The sequence below is a fragment of the Stappia sp. 28M-7 genome, assembly GCF_014252955.1.
Classification (GTDB): domain Bacteria; phylum Pseudomonadota; class Alphaproteobacteria; order Rhizobiales; family Stappiaceae; genus Stappia.
Genome location: NZ_JACMIA010000003.1, coordinates 40,911 through 55,999, shown reverse-complemented (window position 1 = coordinate 55,999; position 15,089 = coordinate 40,911). Strand labels below are relative to the sequence as shown.

The following is a 15,089-nucleotide window of genomic DNA, read 5'->3' as shown; positions in this document are numbered from 1 at the left end:
GATGGACGAGACCATCCCGCCCGGCCAGGACGGGTTCGATGCGCAAAGCGGCCTCGTCTGGCGCTATCTCCCGGCGCCGAACGGCGGCAACGACTGCCTTGCGGTGGTCTATTCGCAGGTGCGCGTGCCGGCGGGCCGCTTCGGCCTCGAGCGGCTGTTCGCCAACACCCGCCATGCCTGCCTGTTTCTCAACTGCCCCGATCCCGTCTGGTATCTCGGCTGCGAGGCGGCCATGGACCGTGCGATCGATCAGGCCGCAAAAGCCTCGGGCGCGGCACGGATCATCCATTACGGCGCCTCGAAAGGAGCCTATGGCGCGGTTGCCGCGGCGCTGCGACGCGGCGATGGGCGGGCCTTCGCCTTCGGGCCCGAACTGGTGCTCGGCCGGCCGGGCAGCCAAAGCGGCGCCGTGCGGCATCCGGCCATGGCGAACGCGCCCGACATGGCCGAGCACCTGCAATGCGCCGGGGCAGGCCCCGAGCTGACGCTGGTCTTCGGCATTTTCGATGCGACGGATACGGCCGGTGCGGTGGCGCTGAGCAGCCGCGACCTGCCGGAGCGGGTGCGCGTGCTCACGCTCGCCTCGTCCCACGCCAGTCACGACCATCTCTACACGCTGAACATCGCCCGCAAGCTGATTGCAGGCTTCACCCGCGATCTCGCCGCGCTTTGCGCCGAACGCGGGCTGATCGCAGACGATGCCCCCACCGATCTTGCCCGTTTCGCGGACTTTGCCGCATCGATGGCCGAGACCGCGGAACAGGGCGCAGGAACGGAAACGGCCGTGGCAGAGGCGGTCGCCAGCGCCCTTGCCGACCCTTACGCGCGCCTCAACCCGGGCTACGGACTTGCGGTCGCACAGGCGCTTCTGCGCCTCCGGCGGCGCGGGGAGGCAGCCGGCTGGCTCGGTTCGGTACAGGAGCGGATCGACGCGATGCCGGGGGCCGGCAGCTTGCCGAAACGCTGGCTGAAGACGGTGTGGCGGGCGCGGCTTTCCGCCCTTGAGGGAGAGGCGCGCGCGGTGCTGCTGGCCAGGGCGCAGGCGCGGTTCCCCGGCGAGACCTTCGAGGAGGGCGGGCCGGTGTGATGAGGGATCAGGACCAGGCCGCGGGCCGCGAGACTGCCCGGCCCTGCGCATAGGTAACGCCGAGCCCCTTCAGAATGTCGAGGTGCAGCGGTTCGTTGACGTATTCGGCGACCGTCGGCAGGCTCAGCGCCTCCGCCAGGCCGACGACCCCCGAGACGGCAGCGCGCTTGACCGGGTCGCCGGCAAGCCCGGCGGTCAGCAGCCGGTCGATCTTGATCAGGTCGAACGCATTGGCACGCAGCTGGGTGAACCCGGCAACGCCGCGGCCGAAATGGTCCAGCGCGATACGGCAGCCGATGGCCCTCAGGTCTGCCATCAGGTTCCACGCCTCCGGCTTCATGCGCGCAAGCGCCGCTTCCGAAACCTCGAATACCAGGGATTGCGACACCCCCGGCGCGCGCTCCAGCCGGCCGATGATCTGACAGGCGAAGACCGGACTGTGCAGCGTTTCCGCCGACAGATCGACAGCGATGGGAAGCCCGTCCGTATCACCCGCCTCCAGACGGGCAAGCACTGCATTGAGCACCAGCCGGTCCACGGCCCGCATCAATCCGTGGCGCTCGGCGGTGGCGCGGATCATCGAGGGGCCGTGCAGGTCGCCATTGCCGGTGGCGACCCGCGGCAGCACCTCCTGCATCGCCGGCGCGCCGCTGGCCAGATCGACGATCGTCATGGCGTGCAGCAGGAAACCGTTCTCGGCAATCGCCCGCTCCACCGCGAGGAGATGATGGATCTCCACCTTGCGGTCGTCGCCGGTCTTCTCCGCCCGGTCATGCGCGACAATGCGGTGGCCGCCGGCCGCCTTGGCCTGCATGCAGGCAAAGTCCGCCCATTGCAGCACTCGGCCGACGGTTACGGCCTGGCGCGTGGCGTCGTCGTCTTCCGACTCGACAGAGGCGATGCCGATGCTGGCGCTGCTGCGAAACTGCATGTCTTCCCAGGCAAGCCGATAGCCCTCGAAGGCGGACAGGAGGCGGCTGCAGATCGCATGGGCGGCGACCGTCTCGCCCGTGTCGATGATCAGACCGAACTCGTCGCCGCCGATGCGGGCAACCTCGACCCCTTCGCCGGCCGACTGGCGCAGCAGCCGGGCGATATCCTGCAGGAACCGGTCGCCGGCACCATGGCCGGCGGTATCGTTGACCAGCTTGAACCCGTCGAGGTCGATGAACACGACGCTGAACCCGTCGCCGCCCTTGCGATAGGCCGCGACCCGTCGCTCCAGTCCGGTCTCGAAGGACCGGCGATTGGCGATCCCGGTGAGATCGTCCTGCAGCGCCAGACGTTCGAGCCGCTCCGACAGGCGGCGGGTCTCGGTGACGTCGCGCAGGGTGACGACGGCCGCCTCGATCTCGCCGTCGCCGTTGCGGAAAGGCTGAAGACGCGCATCCATGACGACCGGCGCGCCGTCCGGAGCCAAGTCCTGAAAGTCGTATTCCACCGTCTCGCCAGCAAGACAGCGGTCGAGCCAGGGCTGAATCTCCGCGGCGAAACGCTCCTCGCCAACGACCTCGACGACCGAGCGGCCGCGGAAGCTCTCCGCGGTGGAGCCATGCCAGCGCGCATTGCTCTCGTTGGTGAGGATGTAGCGGTAGTTGCGGTCGACCACCGACAGGCGGTCCGACATCTGCGTGACCGCGCTTTCGTAGAGGCGCAGGACCTGCTCGGCCATCTTCAGGTCGGTGATGTCGCGGCCATAGGCGGCAACGCCAAGCAGCCGTCCCGCCGCATCGTGCACCGGCTGATAGCGCACATCGAAGAAGCGGCGGCCCTGGCCGGGCACCATCACCCAGTCCTGCAGCACGGCAACGCGGCCGGACAGAGCCGACTCGAGATAGGGGGCGCGACGGGGGAAGGCGCCCGGGCCTGCGACCTCCTGCACCGTGCGGCCGATGGCCTGTTCGCGGGTCAGGCCGCCGATCGCGACGTAAGGCTCGTTGGCCTCGCGGATGATGTAGTCGGGAGTGCAGAAATAGATGGGATCCTTGGACGCGGCGATGATCGCAGCATGCAGCCCCTCCATCGGCCATGTCATCCCCGGTCGTGCCGCGTCGCCTGCCGTCATCCGGTCCGCCCCCACGCCGTTGCTCCGCCATCGCAGAATCCGTAACGGCAATGCGTCCAATTGTCGGTGCTTGCCACAACAAAGTCACGAAAAATGGCCATTGCCGAACATACTCGTTGAAAAACTGTCTGGAGGCCTTGAGCCCCCGTAAAAACTTCAAGGTTGAAATATGGACCGCCGGAAATGATTCGCAAGCCTCGGACCCATCTTCTAGTCGCGCTCGCCTGCGCCGGTCTGGGTGCCTCGCCAGCGGTCGCCGAATGCGGCCGGGCCTCCTGGTACGAGCTGACAGGACGAACCGCCAGCGGCACGCGCGCCAACCCGGAAGCCCTGACGGCGGCCCATCGCAAGCTGCCCTTCGGCACCCGGGTGCAGGTGGAAAACCTGTCGAACGGCCGCAAGGTGACCCTGACCATCGTCGACCGCGGGCCCTTTGTGCGCGGCCGGGTGATCGACGTTTCGCGGCGCGCGGCGCGCGAGCTGAAGTTCATCAACAAGGGGGTGACGCGGGTGCGGGTGACGGTCGCCGGGCGAGCCGAGGCGTCCTGCGGCTGAGGCCGCGCGGTACAGTCCGGCAAAGCGTGGAAGAGCTGGTCCGAAGCGGCAGGAAAAATGGTCCTGACCGTGAGGAGGGAGGGGGGAACCCCACGGCCAGGACCGCCGCATCTCCTTGACGAAGACAGCCTGATACCAACAGGATTCGCGCACTATGCAAATACGAAATTTGGCGTAGTGGCTTCCTCGTAGCCCCGACATCCGCAGGCTTTGCGCGCCTCATGGCAAACGACATGGGCCGGCGCACCGCCTGACGCGCACCGGCTCTTCAGCCCGGCAACACCGGCCTGTCGCCGCCGCCGGCGGCCGCGACCTCCCCCATCAGCCAGTCGCGGAAGCGGGCGGCAACGGGCCGCAACGAGCGGTCTTCCGGGTAGACGAGGTGATAGGCGGACGGCAGCCGCAACACCGTGTCGAACAGCTGGACCAACCGCCCGGACGCCAGCTCCTCGGCAACGAAGAAGCGCGGAACAAGCGCTGCGCCGAGATCGTTGGCGGCGGCTTCCGCCATCATCACGAACTGTTCGAAGCGCGGCCCCTGGAAGGCAAGCTCCGTTTCAACTCCGGCGCATTCGAACCACTGCCGCCAGGCGAGCGGACGCGTCGACTGGTGCAGGCGAAGGAGCGGGGCAAGGTCCTGCGGCCGGCGGATGCGATGGCGCGCCCGGAAGGCCGGCGAGGCGACCGCGATCACATCCTCGCGGAACAGCGGTTCGGCGACCGCCCCCGCCCAGACCGGATCGCCGTAATGGATCGCCACGTCGAACGGCTCCTTGGCGAAGTCGAAGGGCCGCAGCCGCACCGTCACGTTGAGGCTGGCGGTAGGGTGAGCCGCGATGAAACCGGCAAGGCGCGGCGCCAGCCAGCGGGTGCCGAAGGAGGGCAGGGTGGCGAGGTTCAGCACGTCCTCGTTGCCGGCAAAGGACATGACCTGCCGTGTGGCGGCGGTCAGGCTTTCCAGCGCGCCGCGCACGTCGTGGAGATAGAGCCGGCCGGCATCGGTCAGCACGATACGCTGGCGCACGCGCTTGAACAGCTCGACGCCCAGCCGGGCCTCCAGATGGCGCACCTGCTTGGAGACCGCACCCTGGGTGAGATGCAGCTCCTCCGCCGCGCGGGTGAAGCTGCCGTGCCGCGCCGCGCACTCGAATGCGATCAGGCTGTCGGCATGTGGAACGAAGCCTCGTTTCAAACCCTATTCCATTCGCTCATGAACTTGGGACAACATATCACTTTTCGCCGGCAGCGACAGACCGGACACTCGCGCCCTGACATTCACCCCTTTCCTGGGGTCCGGTCGCCGCAAACCGGTGCCGGCCCCCGACGACAAGACGCTCTCCGCCGGCGGTACGGACCGCAGGCGGACCGGAGGAGACCAGACCCATGACCGCACACGCATCCGTTCACAAGTCCGACCCGACCGGCGGCGGCCGCTTCGCCTGGGAAGACCCGTTCCTGCTGCGCGACCAGCTGAACGAGGACGAGATCCTGATCATGGAGACGGCCCGCGCCTATGCGCAGGACAAGCTGATGCCGCGCGTGCTGGAGGCCTACTCGCAGGAGAAGACCGACCGCGAGATCTTCAACGAGATGGGCGAGCTCGGCCTGCTCGGCATCACCCTGCCGGAAGAATATGGCTGCGCCAACGCTTCCTATGTCGCCTACGGCCTGGTGGCACGCGAGATCGAGCGGGTCGATAGCGGCTACCGCTCGATGAACTCGGTCCAGTCCTCGCTGGTGATGTACCCGATCTACGCCTATGGCAGCGAGGAGCAGCGCAAGAAGTACCTGCCGAAGCTCGCCAGCGGCGAATTCGTCGGCTGCTTCGGCCTGACCGAGCCGGATGCCGGTTCCGATCCGGCCGGCATGCGCACTCGCGCCGAGAAGATCGACGGCGGCTACCGGCTGAAGGGCTCCAAGATGTGGATCTCCAACGCCCCGATCGCCGACGTCTTCGTCGTGTGGGCCAAGTCCGACGCCCATGACGGGGCAATCCGCGGCTTCGTTCTCGACAAGGGCATGAAGGGCCTGTCCGCGCCGAAGATCGGCGGCAAGCTGTCCTTGCGCGCCTCGATCACCGGCGAGATCGTCATGGACAATGTCGAGGTCGGCGAGGACGCGCTGCTGCCGAACGTCGCCGGCCTGAAGGGCCCGTTCGGCTGCCTCAACCGCGCGCGCTACGGCATTTCCTGGGGCGCGCTGGGTGCGGCCGAGGACTGCTGGCACCGGGCCCGCAACTACGGCCTGGAGCGCAAGCAGTTCAACAAGCCGCTGGCCCAGACCCAGCTCTTCCAGAAGAAGCTCGCCGACATGCAGACCGAGATCGCGCTCGGCCTTCAGGCCTCCCTGCGCGTCGGCCGCCTGTTCGACGAGGGCCGCGTCGCGCCGGAGATGATCTCCATCGTCAAGCGCAACAATTGCGGCAAGGCGCTGGACATCGCCCGCCAGGCCCGCGACATGCACGGCGGCAACGGCATCCAGGAGGAGTACCACGTCATGCGGCACGCCCAGAACCTGGAGACGGTGAACACCTACGAGGGCACGCATGACGTCCATGCCCTGATCCTCGGCCGCGCCCAGACCGGCCTGCAGGCGTTCTTCTGATCAGTCCAAAAAGGGCGGGGGCCGATGGCTCCCGCCCTCTTTTTAGAGCCAACCGCTTGCCACAGGACGGGCATCGACGTGAGCGCTGAGACTTTCGACGTCGCGATCGTCGGCGGTGCGGTGATGGGTTCCTCCATCGCCTGCCACCTTGCCATGGACCCGGACTTCACTGGCCGGGTCGTCGTCATCGAGAAGGATCCGTCCTACCGGACCTGCGCCTCGGCGCTGTCGGCGGCCTCGATCCGCCAGCAGTTTTCCGAGCCGACCAATATCGCCATCTCGCTCTACGGCATCGAGTTCCTGCGCGAGATCGGCACCCGGCTGGCCGTCGGCGACGAGCGGCCTGCAATCGATCTGCACGAAGGCGGCTACCTGTTCCTGGCGACCGCCGACAAGCGGCATATCCTGGAGGAAAACCACGCCCTGCAGACCCGCATGGGCGCGGATATCGCCTTCCTGGAGCCGAACGAGCTTCTCGCCCGCTTTCCCTGGCTCAATGTCGAGGACATCGCCGCCGGCTGCTGGGGCAGAACAGGCGAAGGCTGGTTCGACGGCTACGGCCTGATGCAGGCCTTCCGCAAGAAGGCACGCGCGCTCGGCGTGCCCTATCTGGCGGCCGAGGTGCTGGACGCTGCGCGCGAAGGCCAGGGGTTCCGCCTGCAGCTGTCGGACGGCAGCACCATCTCGGCCGGACAGCTGGTCAATGCCGCCGGGGCAGAAGGAGCTGCCCGCCTTTCCCGCCAGCTCGGCATTGACCTGCCGGTGGAAAGCCGCAAGCGGATGATCTTCACCTTCGACTGCCGCGAACCCGTTGCCGGCTGTCCGTTGATGATCGACCCGACCGGCACCTATGTCCGGCCCGAAGGCACCGGTTTCCTGTGCGGCTCCGCCCCGCCACAGGAGCGCGATCCGGACACCCGCGACTTCGACGTCGAGCACGATTTCTTCGACGAGTACCTGTGGCCGGTGCTCGCTACGCGCGTTCCGGCCTTCGAGGCGATCCGGCCAGGACAGGCCTGGGCCGGCCACTACGACATGAACCTGTTCGATCACAACGCCATTCTCGGCACGGTCGACGGCCATCCGGGCCTTTATCTTGCCACAGGCTTTTCCGGCCACGGGCTGCAGCAGTCGCCGGCGGTCGGCCGCGGCATTGCCGAACTGATCCTCCATGGCGCCTGGCGCAGCCTCGATCTTGGTGCGCTGTCGCACGAGCGGATTGCACAAGGGCGCCCGGTGTTGGAAAAGAACGTGGTCTGATCCTCGCCGGGCCGCACCTGTCATGCGCGGCCGGGAAGGATCGATCCCACCCGCCAGCGCGGCGGGCTCGCCCTCACATTCCGGGCTGCCCAGCCGCGCAACCTCTCCGGAGCCTGCCATGACGCTCGCCAGCGGCCGCGAATTCCTGATGATCCCCGGACCGACCACCGTGCCGGACGAAGTGCTCAGGGCCATGCACCGCCCGGCAATCGACATCTACACCGGCTCGCTGGTCGGGCTGACGGACAGCCTGCTCGCCGACCTGCCGAAGGTCTTCGGCACCACGGGAAAGGCGTTCCTTTACGCTGCCAACGGACATGGCGCCTGGGAAGCGGCGGTCACCAACACGCTGTCGCGCGGCGACCGGGTGCTGGTGCTGGACTCCGGCCGCTTTGCCCGCGGCTGGGGCGAAATGGCGACGATGACCGGCCTCGAGGTCGAGGTGCTGCCGGGCGACTGGCGCCGCGCCGTCGATCCGACGGCGGTAACCGCCCGTCTTGCCGCGGACACCGCGCATGAGATCAAGGCGGTGCTGGTGGTGCAGGTGGACACGGCCTCGGGCGTGCTCAACGACATCGCCGCCCTGCGCAAGGCCATCGATGCGGCAGGCCATCCGGCGCTGTTCATGGTCGACACCATCGCCTCGCTCGGCTGCGTGCCCTACAAGATGGACGAGTGGGGCGTCGACGTGACCGTCACCGGCGCGCAAAAAGGGCTGATGACCCCGCCGGGCCTCGCCTTTGTCGCTGCCAATGCCCGAGCGCTCGCCGCGCACGAGACGGCCGACCTGAAGACATTCTACTGGGACTGGACGTTCCGACAGGGCAGCGAGCACTACCAGAAATATTGCGGCACGCCGCCGGAGCACCTGCTCTTCGCCTTCCGCCAGGCTCTCGACCTGCTGCTGGGGGAAGGGCTGGACGCCGCCCATCGCCGCCACGCAATGCTGGCCGCCGCCGTGCGCGCCTGCGTCGCCAAATGGGCGGAAGGCGGCGCGATGGAACTGAACATCCTGGAGGACGCCCAGCGCTCCAACTCGGTCACCGTGGTGCTGACACCCGGGCTCGACCCGGCCGCGCTGCGGCGCTGGTGCCAGGAGACCTGCAACGTCACCATCGGCGGCACCATCGGCGAGATCGCCGGCAAGGGCATCCGCATCGGCCATATGGGCCATGTCAACGCCCCGACCGTGCTGGGCACGCTCGGGGTGCTGGAGCTGGCGCTGAAGGCGCTCGCCGTACCGCATGGCGCGGGCGGCGTTCAGGCCGCAGTCGAGTGCCTGTCGGCAGGGCTCACAGAGCCCCGCTGACAGGCCGATTTTAGAGCGCCCGACCGATTTCCTCGACGATGGCCTCCGCCGCGGCGCGGCGGTTGGGGGCCATGATCACCGGGCGTGCGACCACCAGATAGTCGGCGCCGGCCGAGATCGCGTCGGCCGGTGTCATGATGCGCTTCTGATCGCCCGCCTCGGACCCTGCCGGACGGATGCCCGGGGTCACGGTGACGAGGCGCGGTCCGACCACGTTCCGCAGCGAGGCGACCTCCAGCGGCGAGCAGACGATACCGCCCATGTTGGCGGCGCGCGCATCCGCCGCGCGGGCAATCACCAACTCGTCGACGCCACCGGCATAGCCGGCATCATGCAGATCGTCCTCGTCCATCGAGGTCAGCACGGTAACACCGAGCAGGCAGACATCGCCGCCGGCCGCGGCAAGCCCGGCAACGGCCGCGCGCATCGCCTTGGGATAGGCGTGAATGGTGACGAAGCGCACACCCATGCGGGCGATGTTCTCCACCGCCTTCATCACCGTGTTGTCGATGTCGAGAAGCTTGACGTCGAGAAAGATGCTGTGGCCATCGCGAGCCAGTTCCGCGGCCAGTTCCAGGCCGCCGGCGAACTGCAGCTGCATGCCGATCTTGTAGGTGCCGACGGCACCCGCGGTCTCGCGCACGATGGCGCGTGCCTCCTCCACCGTCGGCACGTCAAGGCCGACAATCAGGCGGTCGCGGGCGCTCGCCGGCGCGAAAGGGGACGGGTCCTCGTCCAGCGGAAGGGCAGCGCTTTGCATCGGCAGGTCTCCGGAACGTTGCAAGTGTCGAATTTCCGTCTTACCCGTGCAGGGCGATCTTGACCAGATCGCGGCGCCGCGCGCGCAGGTATTTCATTGCGGCAAGCGTCCTGTTACAAGGCTTCGCAGCCGGCAGCAGGCCGGCCACAGAAGGACAGGCTCGCCCATGCGCACCGCGAAGATCTCGCGCAAGACGAAGGAAACCGACATCGACGTCGAGATCGTCCTCGACGGGACCGGCGCCTATTCGGTGCAGACCGGAGTCGGCTTTCTCGACCACATGCTGGAACAGCTGTCCCGGCATTCGCTGATCGACATGACGATCCGTGCCAGCGGCGACACCCATATCGACTTCCATCACACGGCCGAGGATGTCGGCATCGCGCTCGGACAGGCCCTGCGCCAGTCGCTCGGCGACATGACCGGCATCACCCGCTACGCCGACTGCCACCTGGCCATGGACGAGGCGCTGACCCGCTGCGCCCTCGATGTGTCGGGCCGCCCCTTTCTCGTCTGGGACGTAACCTTCCCGCGCGACAAGGTCGGCGATTTCGACACGGAGCTCTTCGAGGAGTTCTTCCGCGCCTTCGCGATGAATGCCGGCATCACGCTGCATATCGCCAACCTGACGGGCAGCAACTGCCACCACATCGCCGAGACCTGCTTCAAGGCCGTGGCACGGTCGCTGCGCAAGGCGATCGAGCCGGACCCGCGGCAGGCCGGGCGCGTGCCCTCGACCAAGGGCCAGCTCGGCGGCTGAGGCCGCCGGACGGAGGGACAGATGGCGATCTACATGGTGCTGATCCCGCCCGGTTCCTCGCCCGAGACGATGGGCGAGGCCGAGGCGCAGCGCACGGTCTTCATCCGCGACGGCTTCAGCTGGCTGGCGCTGCTCTTCACCCTCCCCTGGCTGCTGGTGAAGCGGCTCTGGCTGGTTTTGCTCGTCTATCTGGTTGCCGGCCTCGCCCTGGAGCTCGCCTCGCGGTTCATCGGCGGACCGATGCCCGGCATCGCCATGGCGGGGCTGTCGATCCTCTTCGCCTTCGAGGCGCGCGGGTTGTGGCGCTGGACGCTGGAGCGGCGCGGCTGGCGCTTCGTCGCCGTCGTCGAGGCGCAGGGTCGCGAAGAGGCGGAGCGCCGCTTCTTCGCACGGCTCGCCGCCCATCAGCGCCAGGCACAGGACCTGCAGGCCGGCGGCAGCGCTCCGCAACCGGACGCTCCGCCACCGCATCGACCCGGCTACCCCATACCGCGGATCGGCGCCGAGCGGGTCGTGGGCCTGAGCGTTGCCCCGCATCGAAGCTGACCCATCGCCGAGGCGGCGCCGCATCTTTCGAATTTCCCGCATTTCTGCCTGACGGAACGACCCCATGCTGATCGCCATCATCGACTACGGCTCCGGCAACCTGCGCTCGGCCGAAAAGGCCTTCGAGCGGGCAGCGCATGCCCATGGCCGCGGTGCGACCATCCGGGTGACCGCCGATCCGGACGTGGTCGCACGCGCCGACCGGATCGTGCTGCCGGGCGTCGGCGCCTTTGCCGATTGCCGGCGTGGCATCCGCGCGGTCGACGGCATGGAGGCCGCACTCGTCGAGGCGGTGGAGGCAAAGGGGCGCCCGTTCCTCGGCATTTGCGTCGGCATGCAGCTGATGGCGAGCCGCGGCCTGGAGTTCGAGACGACCGAGGGTTTCGGCTGGATCCCCGGCGACGTCACCGCGATCACGCCGGACGATCCGGAGCTGAAAATCCCGCATATGGGCTGGAACACGGTGCGCAAGCTCGCCGATCATCCGCTGCTCGCCGGAATCGAGACGGGCGAGAAGGGCCTCCACGCCTATTTCGTCCACTCCTTCCACTTGCAGGCGGCGGACCCGGCGCATGTCATCGCGACGGCCGACTACGGCGGGTCGATCACCGCGATCGTCGGGCGCGACACGATGGTGGGCACCCAGTTCCACCCGGAAAAGAGCCAGCGGCTCGGCCTTGCGCTGATCGCCAATTTCATCGAGTGGGCGCCGTAAGCGGCCGACATCACGACACGGAACACCACCCATGCCCATCCTGTTTCCCGCCATCGACCTGAAGGGCGGCCAGTGCGTCCGCCTGAAGCTCGGCGACATGGCGCAGGCCACTGTCTTCAACGACGACCCGGCCGCACAGGCCCTCAGCTTCCAGACGCAGGGCTTCAGCTACTTGCATGTGGTCGACCTCGACGGCGCCTTCGCCGGCGAGAGCCGCAACGGCGCGGCGGTCGACGCGATCCTGAAGGCGACGACCAATCCGGTGCAGCTGGGCGGCGGCATCCGCACCCTTGCCCATGTGGAAGCCTGGCTCGCCAAGGGTATCGCCCGAGTGATCCTCGGCACGGTGGCGGTGCGCGATCCCGATCTCGTCAAGGCCGCCTGCAAGGCCTTCCCGGGCCGGGTTGCCGTCGGCATCGACGCACGCGGCGGCAAGGTGGCGGTCGAGGGCTGGGCGGAGACGTCCGAACTGTCGGCCATCGAGCTCGCCCGCCGCTTCGAGGACGCGGGCGTTGCCGCGATCATCTATACCGACATCGACCGCGACGGCGTGCTCGCCGGCATCAACTGGGACGGCACGCTGGAGCTGGCCGGCGCGACCTCGATCCCGGTGATCGCCTCGGGCGGTCTTGCCTCCATCGAGGACGTGAAGCGCCTCGCCGCACCCGATTGCGCGGTGCTGGAAGGCGCGATCTCGGGCCGGGCGCTCTATGACGGCCGTCTCGATCCCACCGAAGCCCTCAAGGTCCTTGCCGCTGGGTAAGCCGCCGGATCCCGGCACCCTTGCAAGCTTTCCCGGCTTTGCAGGGCGGTACGGGAGCTGTATGCTGCGACCGCGAAATACGTCGGGTAATCGCCTAACATGCTGAAAGCACGTGTCATTCCCTGTCTGGACGTCAAGGACGGCCGCGTCGTCAAGGGCGTGAACTTCGTCAATCTGGTCGATGCCGGCGATCCGGTGGAGGCTGCGAAGGCCTATGATGCGGCCGGCGCGGACGAGCTCTGTTTCCTCGACATCACCGCAAGTCACGAGAACCGCGACACGATCTTCGACGTGGTGCGGCGGACGGCCGAGGCCTGTTTCATGCCGCTGACCGTGGGCGGCGGCGTGCGCCGGGTCGAGGACATCCGCAAGCTGCTGGTGGCCGGCGCCGACAAGGTGTCGATCAACACGGCGGCGGTGAAGAACCCCGATTTCATCCGCGAGGCGGCCGAAAAGTTCGGCGCCCAGTGCATTGTCGTGTCCATCGACGCCAAGCAGGTCAACGCGCCCGGAGAGGCTGAGCGCTTCGAGATCTTTACCCATGGCGGGCGCGAGCCGACCGGCATCGACGCCGTCGAGTTCGCCCGCAAGGCGGTGGAGCTGGGCGCCGGCGAGCTGCTGGTCACCTCGATGGACCGCGACGGCACCCGGACAGGCTTCAACCTGGCGCTGACCCGCGCCATCGCCGATGCGGTGCCGGTGCCGGTGATCGCGTCCGGCGGCGTCGGCACGCTCGACCATCTGGTCGAGGGCGTGCGAGACGGACATGCGACGGCGGTGCTCGCCGCTTCGATCTTCCATTTCGGAACCCACACGATCCGCGAGGCCAAGGAACACATGGCCCGGGCCGGCATCCCCATGCGGCTCGACGCGGCCTGATACCCTGGCCCGCCACACCGGCCCGCATGCAAAGCCCCAGCCGGGCGGCGCAGGGCCGCAGGAGACGTCCGACCAATGACCGGCTTCACACTGACCGACCTTGACCGCATCATCGCGGCGCGTGCCCGGAGCGAGGACGAGAGCTCCTACACCCGCAAGCTGATGGGCAAGGGCACGGCGAAGATCGCCCAGAAGGTGGGCGAGGAGGCGGTGGAAACCGCGATCGCGGCCGTGGCAGGCGATGCGCGCGAGCTGACCGGCGAGGCCGCCGACCTGCTCTACCACCTCCTGGTGCTGCTCAAGGCGCGCGACGTGCCGCTGGCCGACGTGATGGCAGAGCTGGAGCGCCGCACGGCGCAGACGGGCCTGGAGGAGAAGGCGTCGCGGAAGCCCGACTGACGGGACGGGCCTTGCGACGGACTGCCCGGCGCGACCCGCGGGATCATCCCCGGGCCTCCCGAGCGAACGGCCGGACATCCGGCGGGATCGAGGATTGCATGGTCGCCATGGAACACAGCCTCAACAGGTTCACTGAGGACGATCTGTCGCCCTACCGGGTCTTTACCGAGGCAGAATGGGCAAAGCTCAGGGCCGACACCCCGATGACGCTGACGGCGACGGAGGTCCGGCGCCTGCAGTCGCTCAACGACCCGGTCTCCATCGGCCAGGTGGAATCGATCCTGCTGCCGCTGTCGCGGCTGCTTGCCTATTACGTGGAGGCGACCCAGCAGCTGCACCGCGCCACCTCGCGCTTTCTCGGTCGAAACGACGTCAAGAACCCCTTCGTCATCGGCATCGCCGGCTCGGTCGCGGTCGGCAAGTCGACGACGGCGCGCCTGTTGCAGGCGCTGCTGGCCCGCTGGCCGGCAAGCCCGAAGGTCGATCTCGTCACCACCGACGGCTTTCTCTATCCCAACGCCGTGCTGGAAGCGGAAGGCCTGATGCGGCGCAAGGGCTTTCCAGAAAGCTACGACCGCGCGACGCTGCTGAAGTTCCTGTCGGATCTGAAGGCGGGGCGGCGGCATGTGCGCGCACCGGTCTATTCCCACTTCTACTACGACGTGATGCCGGGGCAGTTCGTCACGGTCGACCGCCCGGACATCCTGATCCTCGAGGGGCTGAACGTCCTGCAGACGACCAACCTGCCGCGCGACGGCAAGGAAGTGCCCTTCGTCTCCGACTTCTTCGACTTCTCGATCTATATCGACGCGGAGGAGGACGTGCTGCACGAGTGGTACGTGTCGCGCTTCATGCGGCTGCGCGAGACCGCCTTCCGCGATCCCGGCTCCTACTTCAACAAGTATTCCAAGGTGGGCGACAACGAGGCGCTGGCCATCGCCGAAGGCCTGTGGAACGAGATCAACCTCGTGAACCTGCGGGAAAACATCCTGCCGACGCGACCGCGCGCCGACCTGATCCTGCGCAAGGCCGATACCCACGCGATCAACGAGGTGCGGCTGCGCAAGCTCTAGGGGCCGGAGCCGCCCGGCAAAGGGCCGCTCCGGAACCTTGTTCAGCCCGCCGCCTGCGCCTGCAGGAGCAGGGGCTTCAGGCCGCCGCGGCGATGCAGCGCGACGAGGTCGTCATGACCGCCGACATGTCGCCGGCCTATGAAGATCTGCGGCACGGTGTGGCGTCCGGACCGGGCGATCATCTCACGGCGCAAAGCCTCCTCGTCGGAGATCTCGATTTCCTTGAAACGGGCGCCTTGCTCCCGAAGCAGGGCCTTGGCGGCCCGGCAATAGGGGCAGTAGCTCTTGGTGTAGATCGTGATATCGGCCATGGA

Annotated in this window: 16 protein-coding genes; 12 read left to right on the top strand and 4 right to left on the bottom strand. The window is 67.9% G+C overall.

Annotated elements, in window-relative coordinates:
* Window position 1: 1 nt before the first annotated feature.
* Window positions 2-1,087 (top strand): hypothetical protein, encoded by a 1,086-nt coding sequence (locus H7H34_RS22445; RefSeq protein WP_185926805.1) that lies wholly within the window; start codon window positions 2-4, stop codon window positions 1,085-1,087.
* A gap of 7 nt (window positions 1,088-1,094) precedes the next feature.
* Here the strand turns inward: H7H34_RS22445 and H7H34_RS22440 are convergent, their stop codons facing one another.
* Window positions 1,095-3,122 (bottom strand): putative bifunctional diguanylate cyclase/phosphodiesterase, encoded by a 2,028-nt coding sequence (locus H7H34_RS22440; protein WP_185926804.1) that lies wholly within the window; start codon window positions 3,120-3,122, stop codon window positions 1,095-1,097.
* Window positions 3,123-3,335: 213 nt separating this feature from the next.
* On the opposite strand from H7H34_RS22440, the gene H7H34_RS22435 reads away from it, so the two are divergent.
* On the top strand, window positions 3,336-3,707 hold the full coding sequence (locus tag H7H34_RS22435; RefSeq protein ID WP_120269827.1) for a septal ring lytic transglycosylase RlpA family protein: 372 nt from the start codon (window positions 3,336-3,338) through the stop codon (window positions 3,705-3,707).
* A gap of 268 nt (window positions 3,708-3,975) precedes the next feature.
* Here H7H34_RS22435 and H7H34_RS22430 read toward each other — a convergent pair whose 3' ends face one another.
* On the bottom strand, window positions 3,976-4,899 hold the full coding sequence (locus H7H34_RS22430; protein ID WP_185926803.1) for a LysR substrate-binding domain-containing protein: 924 nt from the start codon (window positions 4,897-4,899) through the stop codon (window positions 3,976-3,978).
* 191 nt (window positions 4,900-5,090) lie between these two features.
* Here H7H34_RS22430 and H7H34_RS22425 point away from each other — a divergent pair, with 191 nt between their 5' ends.
* The 3 genes from H7H34_RS22425 to H7H34_RS22415 all read left to right on the top strand — a co-directional run bounded on the left by H7H34_RS22425 (window position 5,091) and on the right by H7H34_RS22415 (window position 8,880).
* Window positions 5,091-6,311, top strand: a complete 1,221-nt coding sequence (locus H7H34_RS22425; RefSeq protein ID WP_120269829.1) for an acyl-CoA dehydrogenase — start codon at window positions 5,091-5,093, stop codon at window positions 6,309-6,311.
* Window positions 6,312-6,389: 78 nt separating this feature from the next.
* Window positions 6,390-7,571: an NAD(P)/FAD-dependent oxidoreductase gene (locus tag H7H34_RS22420; protein WP_185926802.1), complete on the top strand. Its 1,182-nt coding sequence runs from the start codon at window positions 6,390-6,392 to the stop codon at window positions 7,569-7,571.
* A 118-nt stretch (window positions 7,572-7,689) separates the two neighbouring features.
* Window positions 7,690-8,880, top strand: coding sequence for a pyridoxal-phosphate-dependent aminotransferase family protein (locus H7H34_RS22415; RefSeq protein WP_185926801.1), 1,191 nt, complete (start codon window positions 7,690-7,692; stop codon window positions 8,878-8,880).
* 10 nt (window positions 8,881-8,890) lie between these two features.
* Here the strand turns inward: H7H34_RS22415 and pyrF are convergent, their stop codons facing one another.
* Window positions 8,891-9,640, bottom strand: coding sequence for an orotidine-5'-phosphate decarboxylase (gene pyrF, locus H7H34_RS22410; RefSeq protein ID WP_185926800.1), 750 nt, complete (start codon window positions 9,638-9,640; stop codon window positions 8,891-8,893).
* 166 nt (window positions 9,641-9,806) lie between these two features.
* Between pyrF and hisB the strand changes: the two genes are divergently transcribed.
* From hisB to coaA, 7 genes are all read left to right on the top strand, one after another.
* The gene (hisB, locus tag H7H34_RS22405; RefSeq protein ID WP_067224638.1) at window positions 9,807-10,400 is read left to right on the top strand and encodes an imidazoleglycerol-phosphate dehydratase HisB; all 594 of its coding nucleotides are present in this window, start codon (window positions 9,807-9,809) and stop codon (window positions 10,398-10,400) included.
* 21 nt (window positions 10,401-10,421) lie between these two features.
* Window positions 10,422-10,946 carry a DUF2628 domain-containing protein gene (locus H7H34_RS22400; RefSeq protein ID WP_185926799.1) on the top strand — a complete coding sequence of 175 codons (525 nt, stop codon included), beginning with the start codon at window positions 10,422-10,424 and terminating at the stop codon, window positions 10,944-10,946.
* Window positions 10,947-11,010: 64 nt separating this feature from the next.
* Window positions 11,011-11,661, top strand: a complete 651-nt coding sequence (gene hisH / locus H7H34_RS22395) for an imidazole glycerol phosphate synthase subunit HisH (protein ID WP_185926798.1) — start codon at window positions 11,011-11,013, stop codon at window positions 11,659-11,661.
* Window positions 11,662-11,692: 31 nt separating this feature from the next.
* Window positions 11,693-12,424 (top strand): 1-(5-phosphoribosyl)-5-[(5-phosphoribosylamino)methylideneamino]imidazole-4-carboxamide isomerase, encoded by a 732-nt coding sequence (gene hisA / locus H7H34_RS22390; RefSeq protein WP_185926797.1) that lies wholly within the window; start codon window positions 11,693-11,695, stop codon window positions 12,422-12,424.
* 99 nt (window positions 12,425-12,523) lie between these two features.
* Window positions 12,524-13,303 carry an imidazole glycerol phosphate synthase subunit HisF gene (gene hisF / locus H7H34_RS22385; RefSeq protein ID WP_120269835.1) on the top strand — a complete coding sequence of 260 codons (780 nt, stop codon included), beginning with the start codon at window positions 12,524-12,526 and terminating at the stop codon, window positions 13,301-13,303.
* Between the two features lie 75 nt (window positions 13,304-13,378).
* Window positions 13,379-13,702 (top strand): phosphoribosyl-ATP diphosphatase, encoded by a 324-nt coding sequence (locus H7H34_RS22380; protein ID WP_120269836.1) that lies wholly within the window; start codon window positions 13,379-13,381, stop codon window positions 13,700-13,702.
* A gap of 107 nt (window positions 13,703-13,809) precedes the next feature.
* Entirely contained in the window at window positions 13,810-14,775 is a 966-nt protein-coding gene (coaA, locus tag H7H34_RS22375; RefSeq protein WP_185926796.1) for a type I pantothenate kinase, read from the top strand.
* 41 nt (window positions 14,776-14,816) lie between these two features.
* Here coaA and grxC read toward each other — a convergent pair whose 3' ends face one another.
* Entirely contained in the window at window positions 14,817-15,086 is a 270-nt protein-coding gene (grxC, locus tag H7H34_RS22370; RefSeq protein WP_120269837.1) for a glutaredoxin 3, read from the bottom strand.
* Window positions 15,087-15,089 lie beyond the last annotated feature (3 nt).